The 17,973-nt window shown below is 50.0% G+C and carries 14 protein-coding genes and 1 riboswitch; all 14 genes read left to right on the top strand.

Going from position 1 to position 17,973, the window contains the following annotated elements; translation table 11 throughout:
* The first annotated feature begins 93 nt into the window (after nt 1–93).
* The 14 genes from HOP44_RS05455 (at nt 94) to HOP44_RS05390 (ending at nt 17,955) form a co-directional block, all read left to right on the top strand.
* The gene (locus tag HOP44_RS05455) at nt 94–1,227 is read left to right on the top strand and encodes a PP2C family protein-serine/threonine phosphatase (RefSeq protein WP_172251197.1); all 1,134 of its coding nucleotides are present in this window, start codon (nt 94–96) and stop codon (nt 1,225–1,227) included.
* Nucleotides 1,228–1,310: 83 nt separating this feature from the next.
* Nucleotides 1,311–1,392, top strand: a riboswitch (cyclic di-GMP riboswitch).
* Between the two features lie 82 nt (nt 1,393–1,474).
* The gene (locus HOP44_RS05450) at nt 1,475–3,538 is read left to right on the top strand and encodes a FapA family protein (RefSeq protein WP_172251195.1); all 2,064 of its coding nucleotides are present in this window, start codon (nt 1,475–1,477) and stop codon (nt 3,536–3,538) included.
* 26 nt (nt 3,539–3,564) lie between these two features.
* Nucleotides 3,565–3,876: an STAS domain-containing protein gene (locus HOP44_RS05445; protein ID WP_172251193.1), complete on the top strand. Its 312-nt coding sequence runs from the start codon at nt 3,565–3,567 to the stop codon at nt 3,874–3,876.
* 266 nt (nt 3,877–4,142) lie between these two features.
* Nucleotides 4,143–4,676: a DUF5317 domain-containing protein gene (locus HOP44_RS05440; protein ID WP_172251191.1), complete on the top strand. Its 534-nt coding sequence runs from the start codon at nt 4,143–4,145 to the stop codon at nt 4,674–4,676.
* The gene (locus HOP44_RS05435; RefSeq protein ID WP_172251189.1) at nt 4,673–6,712 is read left to right on the top strand and encodes an HD domain-containing phosphohydrolase; all 2,040 of its coding nucleotides are present in this window, start codon (nt 4,673–4,675) and stop codon (nt 6,710–6,712) included. Before HOP44_RS05440 ends, HOP44_RS05435 begins: the two co-directional genes overlap by 4 nt.
* Nucleotides 6,713–6,997: 285 nt before the next feature.
* A complete protein-coding gene (gene rhaB, locus HOP44_RS05430; RefSeq protein WP_172251187.1) occupies nt 6,998–8,476 on the top strand; it encodes a rhamnulokinase in 1,479 nt (492 codons plus the stop codon).
* The gene (gene rhaA, locus HOP44_RS05425; RefSeq protein ID WP_172251185.1) at nt 8,473–9,759 is read left to right on the top strand and encodes an L-rhamnose isomerase; all 1,287 of its coding nucleotides are present in this window, start codon (nt 8,473–8,475) and stop codon (nt 9,757–9,759) included. Before rhaB ends, rhaA begins: the two co-directional genes overlap by 4 nt.
* Nucleotides 9,760–9,958: 199 nt before the next feature.
* A complete protein-coding gene (rhaD, locus tag HOP44_RS05420) occupies nt 9,959–10,798 on the top strand; it encodes a rhamnulose-1-phosphate aldolase (RefSeq protein ID WP_172251183.1) in 840 nt (279 codons plus the stop codon).
* A 190-nt stretch (nt 10,799–10,988) separates the two neighbouring features.
* Nucleotides 10,989–11,354 (top strand): response regulator, encoded by a 366-nt coding sequence (locus tag HOP44_RS05415; protein WP_172251181.1) that lies wholly within the window; start codon nt 10,989–10,991, stop codon nt 11,352–11,354.
* Between the two features lie 129 nt (nt 11,355–11,483).
* Nucleotides 11,484–12,410 (top strand): sensor domain-containing diguanylate cyclase, encoded by a 927-nt coding sequence (locus HOP44_RS05410; protein WP_172251179.1) that lies wholly within the window; start codon nt 11,484–11,486, stop codon nt 12,408–12,410.
* A 38-nt stretch (nt 12,411–12,448) separates the two neighbouring features.
* Nucleotides 12,449–14,431, top strand: a complete 1,983-nt coding sequence (locus tag HOP44_RS05405; RefSeq protein WP_246369579.1) for a PAS domain-containing sensor histidine kinase — start codon at nt 12,449–12,451, stop codon at nt 14,429–14,431.
* 45 nt (nt 14,432–14,476) lie between these two features.
* Entirely contained in the window at nt 14,477–15,127 is a 651-nt protein-coding gene (locus HOP44_RS05400; protein ID WP_172251175.1) for a response regulator transcription factor, read from the top strand.
* 250 nt (nt 15,128–15,377) lie between these two features.
* On the top strand, nt 15,378–15,797 hold the full coding sequence (locus HOP44_RS05395; RefSeq protein ID WP_172251173.1) for a chemotaxis protein CheW: 420 nt from the start codon (nt 15,378–15,380) through the stop codon (nt 15,795–15,797).
* Between the two features lie 16 nt (nt 15,798–15,813).
* Complete coding sequence (locus tag HOP44_RS05390; protein ID WP_172251171.1) at nt 15,814–17,955, top strand: chemotaxis protein CheA; 2,142 nt, start codon at nt 15,814–15,816, stop codon at nt 17,953–17,955.
* Nucleotides 17,956–17,973 lie beyond the last annotated feature (18 nt).

The raw sequence follows: 17,973 nt of genomic DNA, 5'->3' as shown, positions 1-17,973 counted from the left end.
TTTTTTGTTGGGTTCAAATTTATTCTGGATTTCTATACATAAATTTTCTTGTTTTGACGAATATATAGATAACCTATCTGAAGGAGTAGCGCCATGGGTATACTAATTGTCGATGATTCCAAATTAAACCTTTTATATTTGAAAGGGATTTTGGAAAGAGCCGGCTATTCTAAGATTCGAACGGCAGATTGCGCTCTCGGTGCTCTTCAAATTCTCGGTCTTAAAGATGGAAATCCTCCACGAAAGCCTGCCGATGTCGATTTGATTTTGCTTGATATTGTCATGCCCGGCATGGACGGTATTGCTGCCTGCCGCACGATAAAAGAGCATAAAGTCTATGCTGATTTACCAATCATTTTTTTGACTGGCAACCGCACGATGTTCAAGGAAGCTTTCAACGCGGGTGGTATGGATTTTATCGAAAAAGGAAGCCCCGAATTCGAACTGCTTGCCCGTGTAAAGTCCGCTTTGAAATTGAAGAAGGAAATGGACATCCGTAAAAATCGCGAAATGAAAATGGAGAAAGAACTGCAGTTGGCCAAGCATCTTCAAAGCAGTGTGCTTAGTCTTCCTATTGTCAATGACTCGATCCGGATTCACGGTAAGTATATCCAATCGGACGAAGTATCCGGAGATATGTTCTACTGGGCGGAAGTGGGCCGAAACAAATATGCCGTTTTGCTGCTTGACGTTTCGGGCCATGGACTTTCCGCGGCGCTGATCAGCATGTCGATCCGTTCGCTTCTCGACGGATTAGTGGGGAGGCTGATTGATCCGCATTCGGTCTGTGAAGAGCTGAACATGAAAGTGCTGAATTTGTTCAAAAACAGCAAACATACCGTATATTTGACGGCTATTTATCTTTTAATCGACCTGGAAACCCGGCTGCTTCATTATTTCAATGCCGGCCATCCGCCAGCTCTGATTTTTTCGAAGGAGGGAGAAATTCGGCAGTTGAAAGGAACCACTATTCCGATCGGTATCAAAAAGGATATCCGGGGAAACGTTCAGACCGAGCCTATCGATCGCCTCTCCAAAATTCTTCTTTATACGGATGGACTTATTGAGCAGCCCGGTTTGTCTATGAAAGAGTCCATATTCAGCTTGGGCAGTTACACGCAGGAATTTCAGCACCTTTCCAACGAAAAGTTCGTTGAACAAGTGGCCAAATTGGCCATTCGGGAGACAGATGACATATGTATCATCTCTGTTGATTTAAAGCGATAAAAATATATAGTTAAAAAGTATTGATTTAAAAAAACTTGGTGGGTATAATGAACCAAAAAGAAGAGTCTAAAGAACCGGAGATCAATTGAAAATGGCAAACTCTTACGAAAGGGGAGGACGCAAAGCCACGGGCCTACTTAAATAAAAGGCAGCCGGGCCGCCAAAAGGTCTCTTTGGCATACAAGTGGTTTGCAAGAGTGCTCTCTTCCAATCGATTCGGGTACTGCAGCAAGAGAGGATGACATTCATGGGACGAAATGTCGTGACGAAAGGAAAGACGGTTAACGAAGCGATCCGGCTTGCTCTGGAGCTTCTCGGGACTCAAAAAGAGAATGTAAATATCGAAATATTGGATAGCGGCTCCAAAGGGGTGTTCGGCTTGGCGGCCAAACCGTCCACCGTTCGGGTCACGTTGAATGCTGCTCCGGCTTCGGTTCCCTTCGAGCCGGTCATGAGTTTGGACAAGCTGGTTTCGCTTACGCTTGACTTGAATGACGGATCTGAAACTTTGCCTCACTCTTCCCGTTCGGAAGAGGTTGCCCTCTCTCCGATTCAAATGCAGCACGAAGGGAAAGTGTGGGTAGAAGGAGGTGTTGTCCATATCTGTTCGACTCCGGAACGATATCCGCTGATCGGACCTGTCCAACATGCGAAAGTTCTGAAAAACGGGGTTGTGCTGGAAATGCAGGAGCCTGTGAGCGAACATGACCGTATAGTCGTCGAGCCTGAACTTGAATATGTGGAACCGGAATGGGAACTCGTTACGGATGAAACCCAGATGAGTCTGATGCTGCATGTCAAACCCGGATATCGGGTACACCGTTTTCTCCAGGACATGGCTCCATGCTATCAGGCTGAATTTAAATTTTCAGAGGTGCGGCTTCCTGTAGAAATTCAGCTTGATGAAGTGATGTCTGCTCTGAAGGAGAAAAATATAACTTTTGGGATCAAACAGGATGTGATTGTCGAGGCATGCCGTTCTGTTGTACCGAGCGTTTTCCGAATTGCTGAAGGGCTAGTTCCTGTGCCGGGTTCGCATGGACGTTTTCAGACGCCGATTGAAAAGGAAACTCAGCATGCCTTTCCCCGAAAGCGCGAGGATGGAACCGTCGATTATCGGGAAATCCGGGAATTTCCGACGGCAAGCGAAGGGCAAATACTCGGTGTCATTGTTCCACCTGTACCAGGCGTGCCCGGGATCAATATCAAAGGCGAATCGGTTGAGGCGCCGCCCGTTTATCCGATCGTGCCCATGAAGGGAGAGGGCACGGCGTGGACAGATGACGACAGCCGATCCGTTGCGCTCAGATCGGGAATGCCTCAGATCCGTCAACAAGGATACCAGGTCAAAGTTTCCATCATTCCCAAACTTATGCACGGCGGCGATGTAGACTTGTCCAGCGGCAATATTCACTTCCAGGGAGATGTCGAAATCGGCGGATCGGTTCAAGACGGAATGAAGGTAGATACAAGTGGAAGCATCTTGGTTCGCGGCAACGTAAATATGGCGAATATTGTTGCTTCCCAGTCCTTGATTGTTCAAGCTAACATTATTTCCAGCAAGATTACAGTGGGGAAAAGCAACATGCTCTACGCCGAAATAGAGCCGCTGCTAAAAGAGGTTTCCAGCAAATTGGTCCTGCTCAAATCGGCTATTTATCAGGTAAGTCATGCAGCGGCTTTCAAAATGACCGATTTTCAATCTTCGGGTCTTGGTCCTCTGTTGAACGTTTTATTAAAAGGGAAATTCAAATATTTAAATGATACGTTTACCCAGCTGTTCGAGAAAATTGAGAGCAACCAATCGTATCTGGACGAAGAATGGGGAAAATATTCGAAAGAACTATACAGGAAACTTTTAAATCCGTTAACCGATTTGCTGCTGGATTTAAATGATCTGGATCAGTTTAAACAGCAGACCGATTATCTGTATGCCCTTGTCGAACCCCCGATAGAAAATCACGTTTTTGCCAAATTTGATTACGCTCATAACAGCCATATTTATTCGGGAGGCGATATTGTCATCGGCAAAGGATGTTATGGAGGCATGATTTACTGTCAAGGGCATATGGAAAGCCAGGGTTTTTTGCGGGGCGGGGTCTATTATGCAGGTAAAGGGATGCGGGTAAATGAAGTAGGATCAAGAGGAGCATCGACCAAGCTGCATGTTCCGGAGTATTCTGAAATTCAGGCAGCGCGAGCTTTTGAAGGCACCATTCTCCAGGTAGGAAAAAGGTTCTATCAGTTGCCCGCCGAAAAGCGGCATATTCATGCCAGACTTAATGCCGACGGCGAACTTATTATCCATTAATTTTGTATCCAACGGGAGGGAAAAGCGTGTTTACGTATCAGTTGATTGAAAAAGAACATGAAATTGTCGTCTTGTGCGAAGGGGATATCGATATCGACGCAGGCGATGTTATCGAAGAGGATATCCAGCCTGTCCTCTCTCTTCATAATCGAATCGTATTTGACTTCGAGAAAGTGTATTTCGTTGATTCCTCGGGAATCGGATTGATTATTAGGCTTGTTTCCGATCTACAGGAAGCCGGCAAAGCGGTTCGGATCGAAAAGATCAGACCGGAAGTGACGGAAGTGTTCGAACTTCTTCAAATCGATGAAATACTGGGCAAGCAGGTATTCGAGTAAGCCTCTGCCGCATCATTCAGCTAGGAAGCTGCTTCTTCCGTTTAACGGAAGATAATCATATAAGGTAGGCGTAATCCTGCCCATACAGCTTGGAAGGGAGAAGGAATTCCATGAAAAAACGCATTCTGTGGATCGCTTACAACACTGCGATTCTTGCTGCATTGGCTCTGGCAACTGTCGTTCAAAGACCTTGGACTTAAATTCCTTCTGCCAGGCGGGATCGGTTGATCCGGTTCCGCCTTATTTTTATGTACCGGGGTGAGAACATGGTTTATTTCCTGCTGACCGGATTGGTATGGATGCTTTTATTGGGAAGAAATCCTTTGTTCATGCTTATCCATTTAAGGTTTAAAGCTTCTTACTTGCTCATAGGGAGCCTCGGTATTCAAATTTATCTGGCTTTTTATACCCTGCGAACAGGAGAAACGATCCCATTTCTGCTGGAAGGAGCTTTCGTTGCGCTTCTGGTATGCTTTGCGCTCAACCGTAAAAAAGCGGGAATTCCGCTTATCGGATTGGGATGTTCCATGAATCTGGTCGCTCTTTTTTCAAATGGGGGAAAAATGCCGGTTTCTTCAGAAGCTTTGAGACAGGCCGGTTTGGAGCATTTGACCGACTACAGTCTGGCTTCCCGGCACAGTGGTATGGGAGAAAATTCTTTTGCTTGGCTGGGAGATTGGATTCCGTTTCTTACGCCGGTCGGAACCAACTATGTGCTTAGTCCGGGGGACCTGGTTGTTGGAATCGGCCTTATCCTGTTCATGCTAGGCATGTCGAAGCGGAGGACTGTAATCGAATGAAGGAGAAAAACGGCTATACGTGGGCACTTTGCTTGATAGGAATATCTTCTGTCATTTTCTTGATTTGGAATACGTCTTTCATTCGCTTTGAAGATGCCCTGCTCGTTATGATCTTGATTGTTATGCTTGATCTGTTCCCGGTTCGTCTGCCGAGCGGCGACGAATACAGTGGAGGAATCATCGGAGTTTTTATTCTGCTGCAGACACTTGGTTTCGAAACGGCGCTGTTTGGCCTGTACGTAAGCACTTTTCTTTTTTATCTGAAATCTTCAACTTGGAAAATCAGCAAATTAGCCGGTTTCCGCCTTTTGACGACCTTGGGTATGTACTCGATTTGTGTGCTGCTGTCCCATGTTCTTCTTATGCAGCTGGGAACCGCTTCTTTATACATTAAGTCAGGGCTAGGCATTATTTTCTTTGAATTTTTGAATACGCTGCTGATTGCCGGAATCCGTAAAACGGTAATGGGAAGTCCGTTTATGGAAAACTTTCATTTCAAATTCAAGGAAATTTCAATTCCGGCGCTTTTGGGCATGACTATGATTCCTCACTTCATTCACCATTTCGGAACGGGGGTTCTGGTTTCGGAAACGCTGTATACGGCAGTCCTTTTATTCTTTATCCTCTTTTTTTCACGAGCGTTTTTGAAGCAGTATACCGCACGGAAAAAATCATCCGAGGAATTCATAAGGCTTGCAGAAATCAAGCAGGAAAAAGAATCCCAAGGCCATGGAAGTCGAATGGGCATCATTATCGAGTATTTCCTGGATGAGATTTCTTATTCGAGATCGACTCGAAGTGAGCTGATTATGTCGGCTATCCTGCACGACATCGGCAAAGCGCTCATTCAAGCCCATATTTTTCGCAAGCGCGGGGCGCTTTCGCTGACAGAGGAGGCGGAGTATCGTTCGCATACCGAGCTGGGGGCACAGATTATATTCAACATTACAGGAGATGCCAAAGTAGCGGACTGGGTTCGGTATCATCACGAAAGATTTGACGGCAAAGGATATCCCCATGGCTTAAAAGGGCAAAAAATCCCTTATGAGTCAAGAATTATTACTTTGTGCAACCAATTGGATCATCTGATTGCGCAGCATAAAGACGACCTTGCCGTTACTAACCTGCTCCAAGAAATGGCTGGAAAAGTGCTTGATCCTGTACTTGTAACCAAAGTAGATCCTTCTTTTATCGCTTCTGTCCGTCAAGTGCTCGTCTTTAATCCGGAGGAGAAGGAAGAGCCGAACCAGGGAGAGGAATTTCAAGAAAATGGACTTTTCATCGGGGGTACAAGTTTGATCAAATATACACCTGGACTTTCGATCGAATATTTGTTCTCTCGTTCGCTGGCCGAACAAATCGAGGTATTGGCCGCTCGCTCGCTTAATCAGCAGCAGGCCTTTTATGATATTTTCAAAGAGTCCGGGAAGACGTACGAGGTTCATTTCTATCCGGAACCTGGCAATGTCTCGATTGTACTGACGGATATTACTCCTGCCGTACAATATCGGGACAAGATGCATGAAGATATTCTCCGTTCCTATAAAGATGTGATTGAAACGCTATCGCACAGCAAAGTGGATCTCTGTCTGACCCGGGAAGAAGTGGAAGAGCATTTGGGCAGCTTTATAGGGGCAATCGAAGTCGTAGGGAAATCGGATGTCGCGGTAAGCCGGAATTTTGTGGCGGAACATTGTGCGGGTCGATACGACCCGAAAAGGCTGATGCATGTCAAACTGGCCGTATCGGAAGGAGTAACCAATCTGATCAAGCACGCGGTCGGAGGAAGGGTCTCTGTTTACGATAGTCAAGGTACGCTTCAAATCCTTATTTCGGATAAAGGATCGGGTATTCCTCTGCACGAGCTGCCTAAGACCGTTCTCATTTCGGGATACAGCAGCAAACGCTCGCTCGGCAAAGGATTCGCTTTGATGCATGCTTCGGCCGATCATATGCTTCTGCATACGTATTCCAAAGGGACGTCGCTGCTATTGGAATTCGAAAGCCCAAGTGAGCAGTCCCTTATGGAAGCTTAAAAGAGAATGGCGCTAACCTGCATTTCTGCTTCCAACTGCTGTACAGCCTTAGACGGGATAGGCTGGAAATTTTCCCGAAAAGAGAAGCGGAAGCTTCTCTTTTTTCTTTTTAGAAATAACGAGAAATGTCTGTTGAAAAGATTCGAACGGTAGAAAACAACATATAACCCACTGTATATGTTGACTTCAAAGAAAAACGCAGGTACGATAGAAGTATATCTGATCGAATGACAATGACTCAACACTCGAAATTTCCGATTTCATACATATTTTGGGGGAATGAATATGACGTATGCGATTGCCGTCGATATAGGGGCTTCCAGCGGCCGCGTAATAGGAGGGAACCTTAAGCAAGGCAAACTGGAGCTGAATGAAATCCATCGTTTTGAAAACGCTTTTACGGAAAAGGACGGATACGATTATTGGGATCTGGACGTTCTATTCGAGGAAATTTTGAAAGGATTGAAAAAGGCGAAAAAGGCAGGCATTGAATGCTGTACGTTGGGTATCGACACGTGGGGCGTAGATTACGTGCTGCTGGACGAAGCGGGAGAGAAGCTGCACGACGCGTACGCGTATCGCGATTCCCGAACTATCGGAGCGGCGGAGCGGCTTCATTCGGAGACGGTTGACTGGGACCTGGTCTATAAAAAGACGGGCATTCAGAAACAGATTTTCAATACTCTTTACCAATTGTACGTACATGATCGAAATCAATTGAAGCAGGCAAAAAAAATTCTGCTTATACCGGACTATTTCTATTACCGATTGACAGGAAAGGCAATCAACGAAGCAACGAATGCTTCCACGACCCAAATGTTGAATTTGCATACGCGCGAATACGATTCGGATTTGCTCAAACTTCTGGGTTTGAAGCGGGAGCAATTCGCGCAGCTGACCGAACCGGGAACGCTGCTTGGAAGTTTGAAGGCGGAATTCATGGAATCCGGCGATTATCCGGACTGCACGATCGTCGTTGCGCCGACCCATGATACCGCTTCCGCCGTCGTCGGCGTGCCGGCCGAACACGGGCGCGAATGGGCTTACCTCAGCAGCGGAACGTGGTCGCTTCTCGGAGCCGAACGGCATCGTCCGCTGAACGGAGCGGCGCAGAGGGAAGCGAATTATACGAACGAATGGGGAGCCTACGGGACTTTTCGCTTTCTCAAAAACATCGTGGGCTTGTGGATGATTCAGGAAGTGCGCCGCGAGCACGGCGCACGGAGCAGTTATGCCGAACTGGCGGAAGCGGCCGGCGCCGAAGAAGCGTTCCGCAGCCTTGTTGCCTGCAGCGGCAGCCGCTTTCTGAATCCTGCCGGCATGTCGGAAGAAATCCGCGATTTTTGCCGGGAAAGCGGGCAGCCGGTACCCGATACGCCGGGACGTCTGGCAAGATGTATTTTCGACAGTTTGGCGCTGGCTTATCTGGACGCGATGCGCGAATTGGAACGATTGACCGGAAACGCGTACGAGGTGCTGCATATCGTCGGCGGCGGAGCCAATAACAAGCTGTTGTCGCAGTCTACCGCCGATCTGCTGGGCATCGAGGTTCGTACCGGGCCGTTCGAAGCGACCGCGGTCGGCAATATCGCCGTGCAGCTGATCGCTTCCGGCGAACTGGCGGACTTGGGCGAAGCGAGGCGCATAATCGCCGGGTCGTTTCCTCCGGACGTTTATCGCCCGAAACCGGTTCCGGATCGGGAAAAGCTGCTCGATCGATGGAAATCGATCAATCAATTGACTTTGAAGGAGAGCTTGCGATGAGTGAAAACACCGAGAAAGCTTATCTTGAAGCGAAAAAGTTGTACGGGAAACACGGCGTAGACGTCGATTCGGCAATCGAAAAGCTGGCCGGAATCAAAATTTCCCTACACTGTTGGCAGGGAGACGATGTTGAAGGGTTCCTGTTCCGGGACAAAACGCTGAGCGGCGGCATCGCCGTTACCGGCAGTTATCCGGGACGGGCTTCGACGCCGGAGGAGCTGCGGGCGGACCTGGACGAAGCGCTGTCGTTGATTCCGGGCAAACACAAAGTGAACCTGCATGCGATCTACGCGGATACCGACGAGAAAGTCGACCTGGACGCTCTCGAACCCCGGCATTTTCAGAGCTGGATCGATTGGGCCCGAAAAAACGGGCTGGGCCTCGACTTTAACCCGACGCTGTTTTCGCATCCGAAAGCGGAAGACGGATTTACGCTCAGCCATGCCGATCCGGAAATTCGTAAATTTTGGATCGAACACTGCAAAGCGTCCCGCCGCATTGCCGAAACGTTCGGACGCGAATTGGGCCAGCCTTGCGTGACCAACCATTGGATGCCGGACGGTTACAAAGATACTCCGGTCGACCGCTGGTCGCCGCGCGCCCGCCTGCGCGATTCGCTCGACGAGATTTTTGCCGATAAAATCGACGAGACCTACAACATCGATGCCGTCGAAAGCAAACTGTTCGGCATCGGTTCGGAAAGCTACGTCGTCGGTTCGCATGAATTTTATATGGGCTATGCGCTGAGCCGCGGCAAAGCCGTATGCCTCGACGCCGGCCATTTCCACCCGACGGAAGTCATCTCCAGCAAACTTTCCTCTATCTTGATGTTCACCGATCAACTGCTGCTGCATGTCAGCCGTCCCGTACGCTGGGATAGCGACCACGTCGTGACGATGGACGATGAACTGCTGGAAATCGCCCGCGAACTCGTCCGCGGCGATTTGCTGCCGCGCACCCATATCGGCCTCGATTTTTTCGACGGCAGCATCAACCATATCGCCGCATGGGTCATCGGCGTTCGCAGCATGCAAAAAGCCCTGCTGCGCGCGATGCTTGAACCGACCGAGCAGCTCAAACAGATCGAAATCGAGCAGGACTATACGTCCCGTCTGGCCCTTGTCGAAGAATTCAAATCATACCCGTTCGGCGCTGTTTGGGATTATTTTTGCGAACAAGCGGGCGTTCCGGTGCGAGAAGACTGGCTGGCCCGCGTCAAAACCCATGAAAAAGAAGTGCTGTCCAAACGCGGACAAGAAAGCGGCGTAGGTTCCCATAATTGAAACGGATAACGAGCCTATGTATCGGTGCAACAGAGAAGATCCTTCTGCCTGTTCTTGATTAAAAATACCAATACGTGCGTACCAAGCGTAAGAGAAAAGGAAACGGAGAAGCGAAACGCTGGCATTGGGATATCCAAATCCGACGGCAGTCGACGGTCCTTTTCTCCGGAGCGCCTCAACGCACAAAGGAGCCCCTGCCATGAGCACAATAAAAGCCGAGAAAACGGCGAAATCCCTGGAGATCCCTTTTATCCGCGAAATGTCCGAAATTACCCAACATATGTGGCGCAACGGCTGGGACGAGCGCAACGGCGGCAATGTAAGCTATCTGCTGGACGAAGCCGAAGTGGAAAAGTATTTCGATCCCGACAATGTGGTTCGCGTTATCGAGCCGGCTTTCCCCGTGAACGAGCTGGCCGGCAGGTATTTCATCGTGACCGGTTCCGGAAAATATTTCAAAAACGTGCTGCAGGATCCGGCCGGCAACCTGGGACTGCTGCGCGTTTCCAAAGACGGAAGCAAACTCGAGCTGCTGTGGGGGATGGAGAACAAAGCCAAACCTACCAGCGAGCTGGCCTCGCATTTCATGAGCCATACCGAGCGGCTGAAAGCCGATCCGGACCATCGCGTCGTGATCCATAATCATGCGACGAACGTATTGGCGATGACTTTCATCCACGATTTGGAGGAAGCCAAATTTACCAAAACGCTATGGGAAATGTGTACCGAATGTATCGTCGTATTCCCGGAAGGCATCGGTATCATTCCGTGGATGGTTCCCGGTTCGAACGAGATCGGACGCGCCACGGCCGAGAAAATGAAGGAATACCGTTCCGTAATTTGGCCGCAGCACGGCATTTTTGGAACGGGAACGTCGATCGACGAAGCTTTCGGTTTGATCGAAACGATCGAAAAAGCAGCCCAGATCTATATGTTGATCGCGCATCACGAGATTAAGCGGCGCATTACCGAACGGGAGTTGTCGGATTTGGCGGCGGCTTTCGGCGTAACGCCGCGTCCGGGCATTCTAAGCGTTTGAGCCTAGGTTTTGAAACCAAGATTTTTAGCCCGGAAATCCGTTTGAGCGGATTTCCGGGCTTCTTTTTCATTGGCATTGCGGAACCGCGCAAGAAAGATTGCGGGGTTTCCCGCTCTTTTTTCGTTTCTGCACCCCCAGTCCGCGCCTATAATTGAGGAACAAACGGATCAAGAAACAGGGGGAAATACGAATGGCTAAAATCATGATTGTGGACGACGCAGCTTTTATGCGAATTGTATTGAAAGAAATGCTGAATAAATTGGGGCATGAAGTGGTGGCGGAGGCGGCCAACGGCGTGGAAGCTTTTCGCGAATATGCGCGGGTAAAACCCGATATCGTTACCATGGACATCACGATGCCGGAAATGGACGGAATCACGGCGGTTCGCAAAATCAAGGAGAGCGATCCGGACGCTCAGATCATCATGTGTTCGGCAATGGGTCAACAGGGGATGATCGTGGAAGCCGTCCATGCGGGAGCCATAGATTTTATCGTTAAGCCGTTCCAACTCGAGCGCGTCGAGCAAGCTTTGCGGAAGTGGGTAACCGTTGTCTAGTCAAGAAGGAAAAAAGTAGGGATTGTAAAACACGAAAATGCGGTTTAGTCATTATTTCTCATTTTAAGGCAAAGCCCGAAAAAAACCGGACAAGGTTCCGATATCCAAGTAAGGAGGAGAACAAAAGATATGATTATTCAAGATATCGTGTCGCGCGAGCCATTTCAAGCGGCATCCCGTAACATTATGGAAGTCCTTCGCCGTTCGATTGATGTCCAAACTCTTTTTATTGCCGTAAACGATAAAGTCGATAATTTTATCCTGACAGCCTTTAATCGACATGAGCAGCTTGTGGAAGCCGGTACTTCCTTTCCTTTTGAACATACCTACTGTAAGTTGGCCTGCGCAAACGGAAAACTTGCAGTTACGATTCCCGATACCGAGAACGATCCGCTTACCGCCGTACTGGGCCTTACCCGCAAACTGGGAAAGTCTTCCTTTATCGGAGTGCCGATCCGCTCAAGCAGCGGAGAAGCGTTCGGGACGATCTGCGCGATCGATAAGCGTCCGAAAGTATTCACGGCGCAGGAAGTCGAACTGTTCCATTCTATGTCCGAACTGCTGTCGCACGTGCTGTCGATAGAATATGCCCAATATAAAGACGAAGTCACGGATGTGTTTAATCGCCGTTTTATCGACGTGGTTCAGCGTACGCACGATCTTATCCGCCATCCGCTGGGGGCTTTATGCATCGATTTGAAAGATTTCAAAGAAATTAACAGTACTTACGGGCATGCCTACGGAGATAGCTTGCTTGTCAAGTGCGCGAGTATTCTTGCCAAGCTGTGCGGCGAAGATTCGGCGATCGTTCGTCTGCAGGGAGACCGGTTTATTGTGCTTCTTCCGAATTCGCTGCCCATGCGCATGGCCGAGCAGGCTCAGACTCTGCTGACCGGATTGGAAAGAATCGATCTGCCTTCCGGCGAGCGTTTGTCGGTCAGTATCGGAGCGGCGTTTTCCGATTCCTGGACCGCCAGCATCAATGACTTGATTCATCGTGCCGATACCAAAATGCTTTCCGTCAAATTACGTAGTGGGCATGGCTTTGCCTACTGAGTAAAGAAGGGGGCGAAAACCGGGAGTGAACGTTTAACATGCTTACCCAACTCGGGTCGATCGCTTTTTTGACCCTCATTTGTTTAGGTCTTCTGTCTTTTCATTTGATATTGACAAAAAAACGCGAAAAAAATCTTGTAGAATCCCAAAGCTATTACTATTCCTTTTTCGAACAGCATCAAAACCTTATCCTGGAAGCCGGACTGAACGGCGTCGTTACCGGGTTGAACCCGTATGGGAAACGCTTGATGGCGGAATTGGGCATGTCCTGCGTCGGGAAATCGCTGGTAGAAATGACTTCTCCCGCATATAAGGTCCGGATGCTGGACGCGTTCAACCGTGCAGTCGGCGGCGAAACGGTCGCGATCGATCAAATCTCGATTCACCTGTCTCCGGCATATAGGCATTGGCATGTGACTTACAGTCCCGCTTATCGGTCCGGAAAGGTCAGCGGCGTTTTCGTCACCGCGATCAATAGAACGGACAAGCACGATTTGCAGAGCGAATGGGAACGCAAGCAGAATACTTATGAACGAATCGCCGGGAGTGCCATGGATATCATCCTCGTGTTGGATCCTCGTCTCGTTCCGGTATACGTATCGACCTCTTTCGAAAAAAGACTCGGTTATGACCGAGGTCCCTACCTGTTCGCTTATTCCGTTACCGAATATATGACCCGCGAAGAAGCGGAAAGAATCCGGGAAGTGCGCGACAGGTTGGCCGAAGGCGAGTGCGTATCGAATTTCGAACTGAAATTCCCGCGCAGCGACGGCCAAATGATCGATTTGGAATGCAATATGACGCCGCTGCTGGACGCCGCCGGAGAATTGATCGAGGTAATTGCCGTACTTCGCGACGTCACCCTGCGCAGAAATGCCGAACGGGCGCTGCTCGACGGAGAAGCCTTATATCTGAAGCTTCAACACAGCCTGGACCGCTTTTCGGAGGATGCTTCGCATATGATGAAGATTTCCGAACTGGAACAAAGATTGATCGAGGAATTTAAAAGCGTTCTGGGCACGGATGGAATTTCTATTCTGGAAACGGCAGGGTTTAGGTATTTTTCCTGTCTTCAGGGAGATCTGCCGCAAGAAGGAACACTGGCCCTGCTTAACAAGTATCGGGAGATTCGCCTTCCGGTCGGCAAAATTTTCAAAAACGGCGATTTGGCCTTTTTTGTGGTCGGGGAGCGGCGGGGCATGATGCAGTTGGTGTGTCTGGAAAAACCGCCGGCTGTGTTGGAAGAAAAACCGGTTCGAATCTGGCTGCAGACGCTGTCCCGATACGCCGATTCTTTTTACGAAAACATGTTCAAAATCAAAGATTTGACCAACGAACTGGAGACGCTGGCGCAAAGGCAGCGGACACCCGCCTGGCTGCTGCGCCTCATGTATGCCGTTTCGGAAAAAGAAAGACGAATGCTCTCCCAAGACCTACACGACTCGGCGCTGCAGGAGCAGATCATTTGGTACCGCAAACTCGAAATGCTTCAATATTCAAGCGGCATGAACGAAAAGTCGAAAGAAGAAGTGCGGCGGGTCTGCGAAGGACTGCTTGACGTGGTTCACCAGATTCGGACGACCTGTCACGAGTTAAGGCCGCCTTTCCTGAAAGAATGGGGGATCGGGCAGGCGCTCGAAACGCTGCATGACCAGGTTCAGCTGCGCGCGGATTACCGAATCCGCTTCGACCAAAGCGGATTCACCGCAAAACTTCAAGACGAGCAGATGATCGCTTTATACCGAATCAACCAGGAATTGCTAAACAACGCAATCAAACATTCGAATGCCACTCAGGTGAATTTGTCCCTGACCGATTATAAAGGCGGAGTGCTGATGACCTACGAAGACGACGGCGTCGGCATTCCGGAGACGAAACTGCAAAACCTGCTGTCCACCATGGGACTGCACGGGATCAAAGAAAGAGTGAGAAGCCTGGAAGGAGACATACAGATCGACTCGGCTTCCGGCCTCGGGCTTACGATCCATATTCATCTTCCCGAGATCCGCTCCGCCGCTTGAACAAGCGACGCTTTTCCTTTTTACTTATCGAATACGGAGGCTATGATGCTGAATATACTTTTACTGGACGACCATCCTGCCGTTACGGAAGGGACCAAGCTTATTCTGGAAAAGGACGGGGAATTCCGGGTAACCGCGCTGAATTCGTTCGAAGGCTTGATTGAGCTGGTCCGGCAGGAACGATTCGATATCATGCTGTTCGATCTGTTCATGCCGCCGTTTAATGGAATCGATCTGGCGGCGGAAGTGATTCGGACTGTGCCGGATTCCTGCATTTTAATCTACACGGGTTTCGAGATCGCTCCGCATCTTAACCGGCTGATCGATTACGGACTCGCCGGATACGTGCCCAAGACTTCCACGCGCGAGCAGTTGGTATCGGCCATCCGCTGCGCGATGCGCAAAGAAGTTGTGCTTCCGCTGGACGTATTCCGCGCCATGCGTCGAACCCAGCAGGAGGAACGCGCCGCAAAGTCCGATTCGGCCAGACCCGACCTGCTCGAACGGGAGATCGAAATCCTTCGGCAGATTGCGCAGGGAAGAGGAAATCGCCTGATTGCGGAGCAGCTGTGCATGAGCCAGCGTTCGCTCGAATATCAGCTGACCCATCTTTTCCAAAAGCTTGGGGTCAAATCCAGAATCGAAGCGGTCGGCAAAGCCAAAGACATCGGCATTCTCGAGCATATCGTTGTCTGATTCATAATCCGCGCGGCTGGAGCCGTTAGGAAGAAGTCCGGAACCTTACGCGGGTTCCGGATTTTTTATGTGGATACAAAAGGATTCCGCGCGCCGGGATTGCGGAAGCACGCAAAAAGTTTTGCGCGTTTCCGCATGCATTTTTTCGGTTACCAAACCCATTTGCGGAGGTATGATGAGAATATAAAAATTAGAAGCGAAACGTAGTTATAACATTTAATCCCAAACAAACATGAAAGGCGAGATTCTTATGGAAGACTCCGGTCAGCAGTTTATCGCGATCGAACTCGGCAGCGAGCGATACGCGCTTCCCATTTCCCACATTTACGAAATCATTAAAATGCAAAAGATTACCGTCGTGCCGAACAGCCGATTCTTTATGGAAGGCGTAACGAACTTAAGAGGCAAGATTGTTCCAATCATCAGCCTGCGCAAACGCTTCGGCATGGAAGAGACGTCCCTCTCCCGGTCGACTCGGATCGTCGTGGTCAACCATCAAGACGAAATTGTCGGCATGGTCGTCGATCGGGTTCGCCAGGTCATCCATTTTTCGTCTATCGAACATTCGGGAGACAGCACATCGGGCATCGACAGCCACTACTTCTCGGGAATCGGCTATCTGGACGACGATTTCATTACCATTCTGAATATAGGCAGCACGCTGCGATGAAAGAAGGCTAGAAAATATGAACCGCGACGAGTTGATGAAATTTTTTCTCGAAGAAGCCGACGAGCAGCTGCAGCTGCTTGAACAGGAGATTTTGAAGCTCGAACAAGACGGAGAATCGGAATCGATTATCCAAGCCATTTTCCGGGCTGCGCATACGTTGAAAGGTTCTTCGGCGGCCATGGGTTTCGAAGCGATGAAAAGTTTGACGCATGAAATGGAAAACGTACTGGATCAGATCCGCGGAGGAAAGTTGAAAGTCAGCGGTCCGATTATCAACGTACTGTTTCTTTGCCTCGACAGGCTGCACGATTTTAAAAAGCAGATCGAACAAAAAGGCAGCTGCGACGGCGAGACGGGTCCGCTGGTCGGGGAGTTGCGAAAACTGACCGTCGGAGAACAGCCGAAAGCCGCGGAAGAAGCGGCCGCCGACGATCTCTTCGGTTTCGAAGAAAGGCGGATGCTCGAAGAGGCCGAATCGGAAGGACTCAAAGGCGGGGCCGTTCGGGTGCGAATTGCCGAAGCCTGCGAGATGAAAATGGCCAGAGCGTTCATTTTGAAAAACCGGATCGAAGAATGCGCGAAAGTAATTGCCATGCATCCGGGATTGGAGCAGATCGACGAGGAAGCCTCGGGCCCGTTGACGGTAACGTATCTGATCGCCTGCGCCGAAAAATTCGAAACTTTTGAAAGTCATCTCGTTTCAATACTGAACGGCGAGCCGATCGACGGATTCGAGCTGCTGAACGATCGACTGAATCCTCTCGGTACAAAACCGCGGGAAGAGCAAGGGGAGCCGGAAGAGCAAGCGGAATCGGTGCACGGAGAAGCCGGCCGGGCCGACGAAGCGTCTCGCGCGGAAAATCTTCCCATACCTGCGGCAGCCGCGGCCAAATCCGAAGCCGACGAACCTCGCAAAGTGACGGGGCAAAGCGTGAGAGTGGATGTGGAAAGACTGGAGAATTTGATGAATCTCGTCGGAGAACTCGTGATCGACCAGACACGGATCGCCCAAGTAGGCGGGCTGCTGAGAGATCTGGTGAGCGCCGACGCGGACGATACGATGGATGAATTCGACAGCATCGCCAACCATATCTCGAGAGTGGTGGGAGAACTGCAGGAAAGCGTCATGAAAACGCGAATGCTGCCGATTGAACAGCTGTTCAATCGCTTCCCTCGCATGATTCGAGATCTTGCGCAGAAGATCGATAAACCGATTAATCTGATTCTGGAAGGCAAAGAAACCGAGCTCGACCGAACCGTTATCGAAGAGATTGGCGATCCGCTAATCCATTTGCTGCGCAACAGCGCGGACCACGGCATCGAAGCCCGGGAAAAGCGGAGGGCGGCAGGCAAAGCGGAGATCGGAATGATTCGATTGAAGGCGCTGCATCAGGAAAACCAGGTGGTGCTGACGATCGAAGACGACGGAGCCGGGATCGACGCCGAAAGAATCAAGCAGTCGGCATTGGGCAAAAAGCTGATTACCGAAGCACAGGCCGCACAGATGTCCGAGCAGGAACTTATTTATCTGATCTTTGCTCCGGGATTTTCGACGGCCCAGGAAATCAGCGACATTTCCGGCCGCGGCGTGGGGATGGATATCGTCCGCAGCCATATCGAAAAGCTTAACGGCATCATCGACGTGGAAACGAAACCCGGCGAAGGAACGAAGTTCACGATTAAGCTGCCGCTGACGCTCGCGATCATGCGGGGACTGCTGATTCGGATCCACAATTCGACTTATGCGCTGCCGATCAGCAGCGTTATCGAAATCATGAGGCTTCCCCGCAGCGAGATTCATTCCATCAAAGGGCAGATGGCCGTTCGAATCCGGGAACAAGTGCTTCCGCTGGCCTGGATCCACGATCATTTCCGCGTCCCGCGGCCGGCGGTGCGCGGCGACGACAACGTCTTCATCGTGATCGTAGGCGCGGCGGAAAAACGAATCGCGCTGGTGGTGGATGAACTTGTAGGCAACCAGGAGATCGTCGTCAAGTCGATGGGCTCTTACGTCGGAAAAACGGAAGGCATATCCGGAGCCACGATACTGGGAGACGGCGGAGTGGCGCTTATCCTCGACATTACCGGGGTTTTTAGCCTGACGGGCAGGGACAAGGGGCTTCCTTCCGATCCGAATCATACGGAATTCAAAATATAACCGAAAGCATACAGGGGG

Source organism: Saccharibacillus deserti (genome assembly GCF_013618475.1).
Lineage (GTDB): Bacteria > Bacillota > Bacilli > Paenibacillales > Paenibacillaceae > Saccharibacillus > Saccharibacillus deserti.
This window is presented reverse-complemented; position numbering and strand designations above follow the sequence as displayed.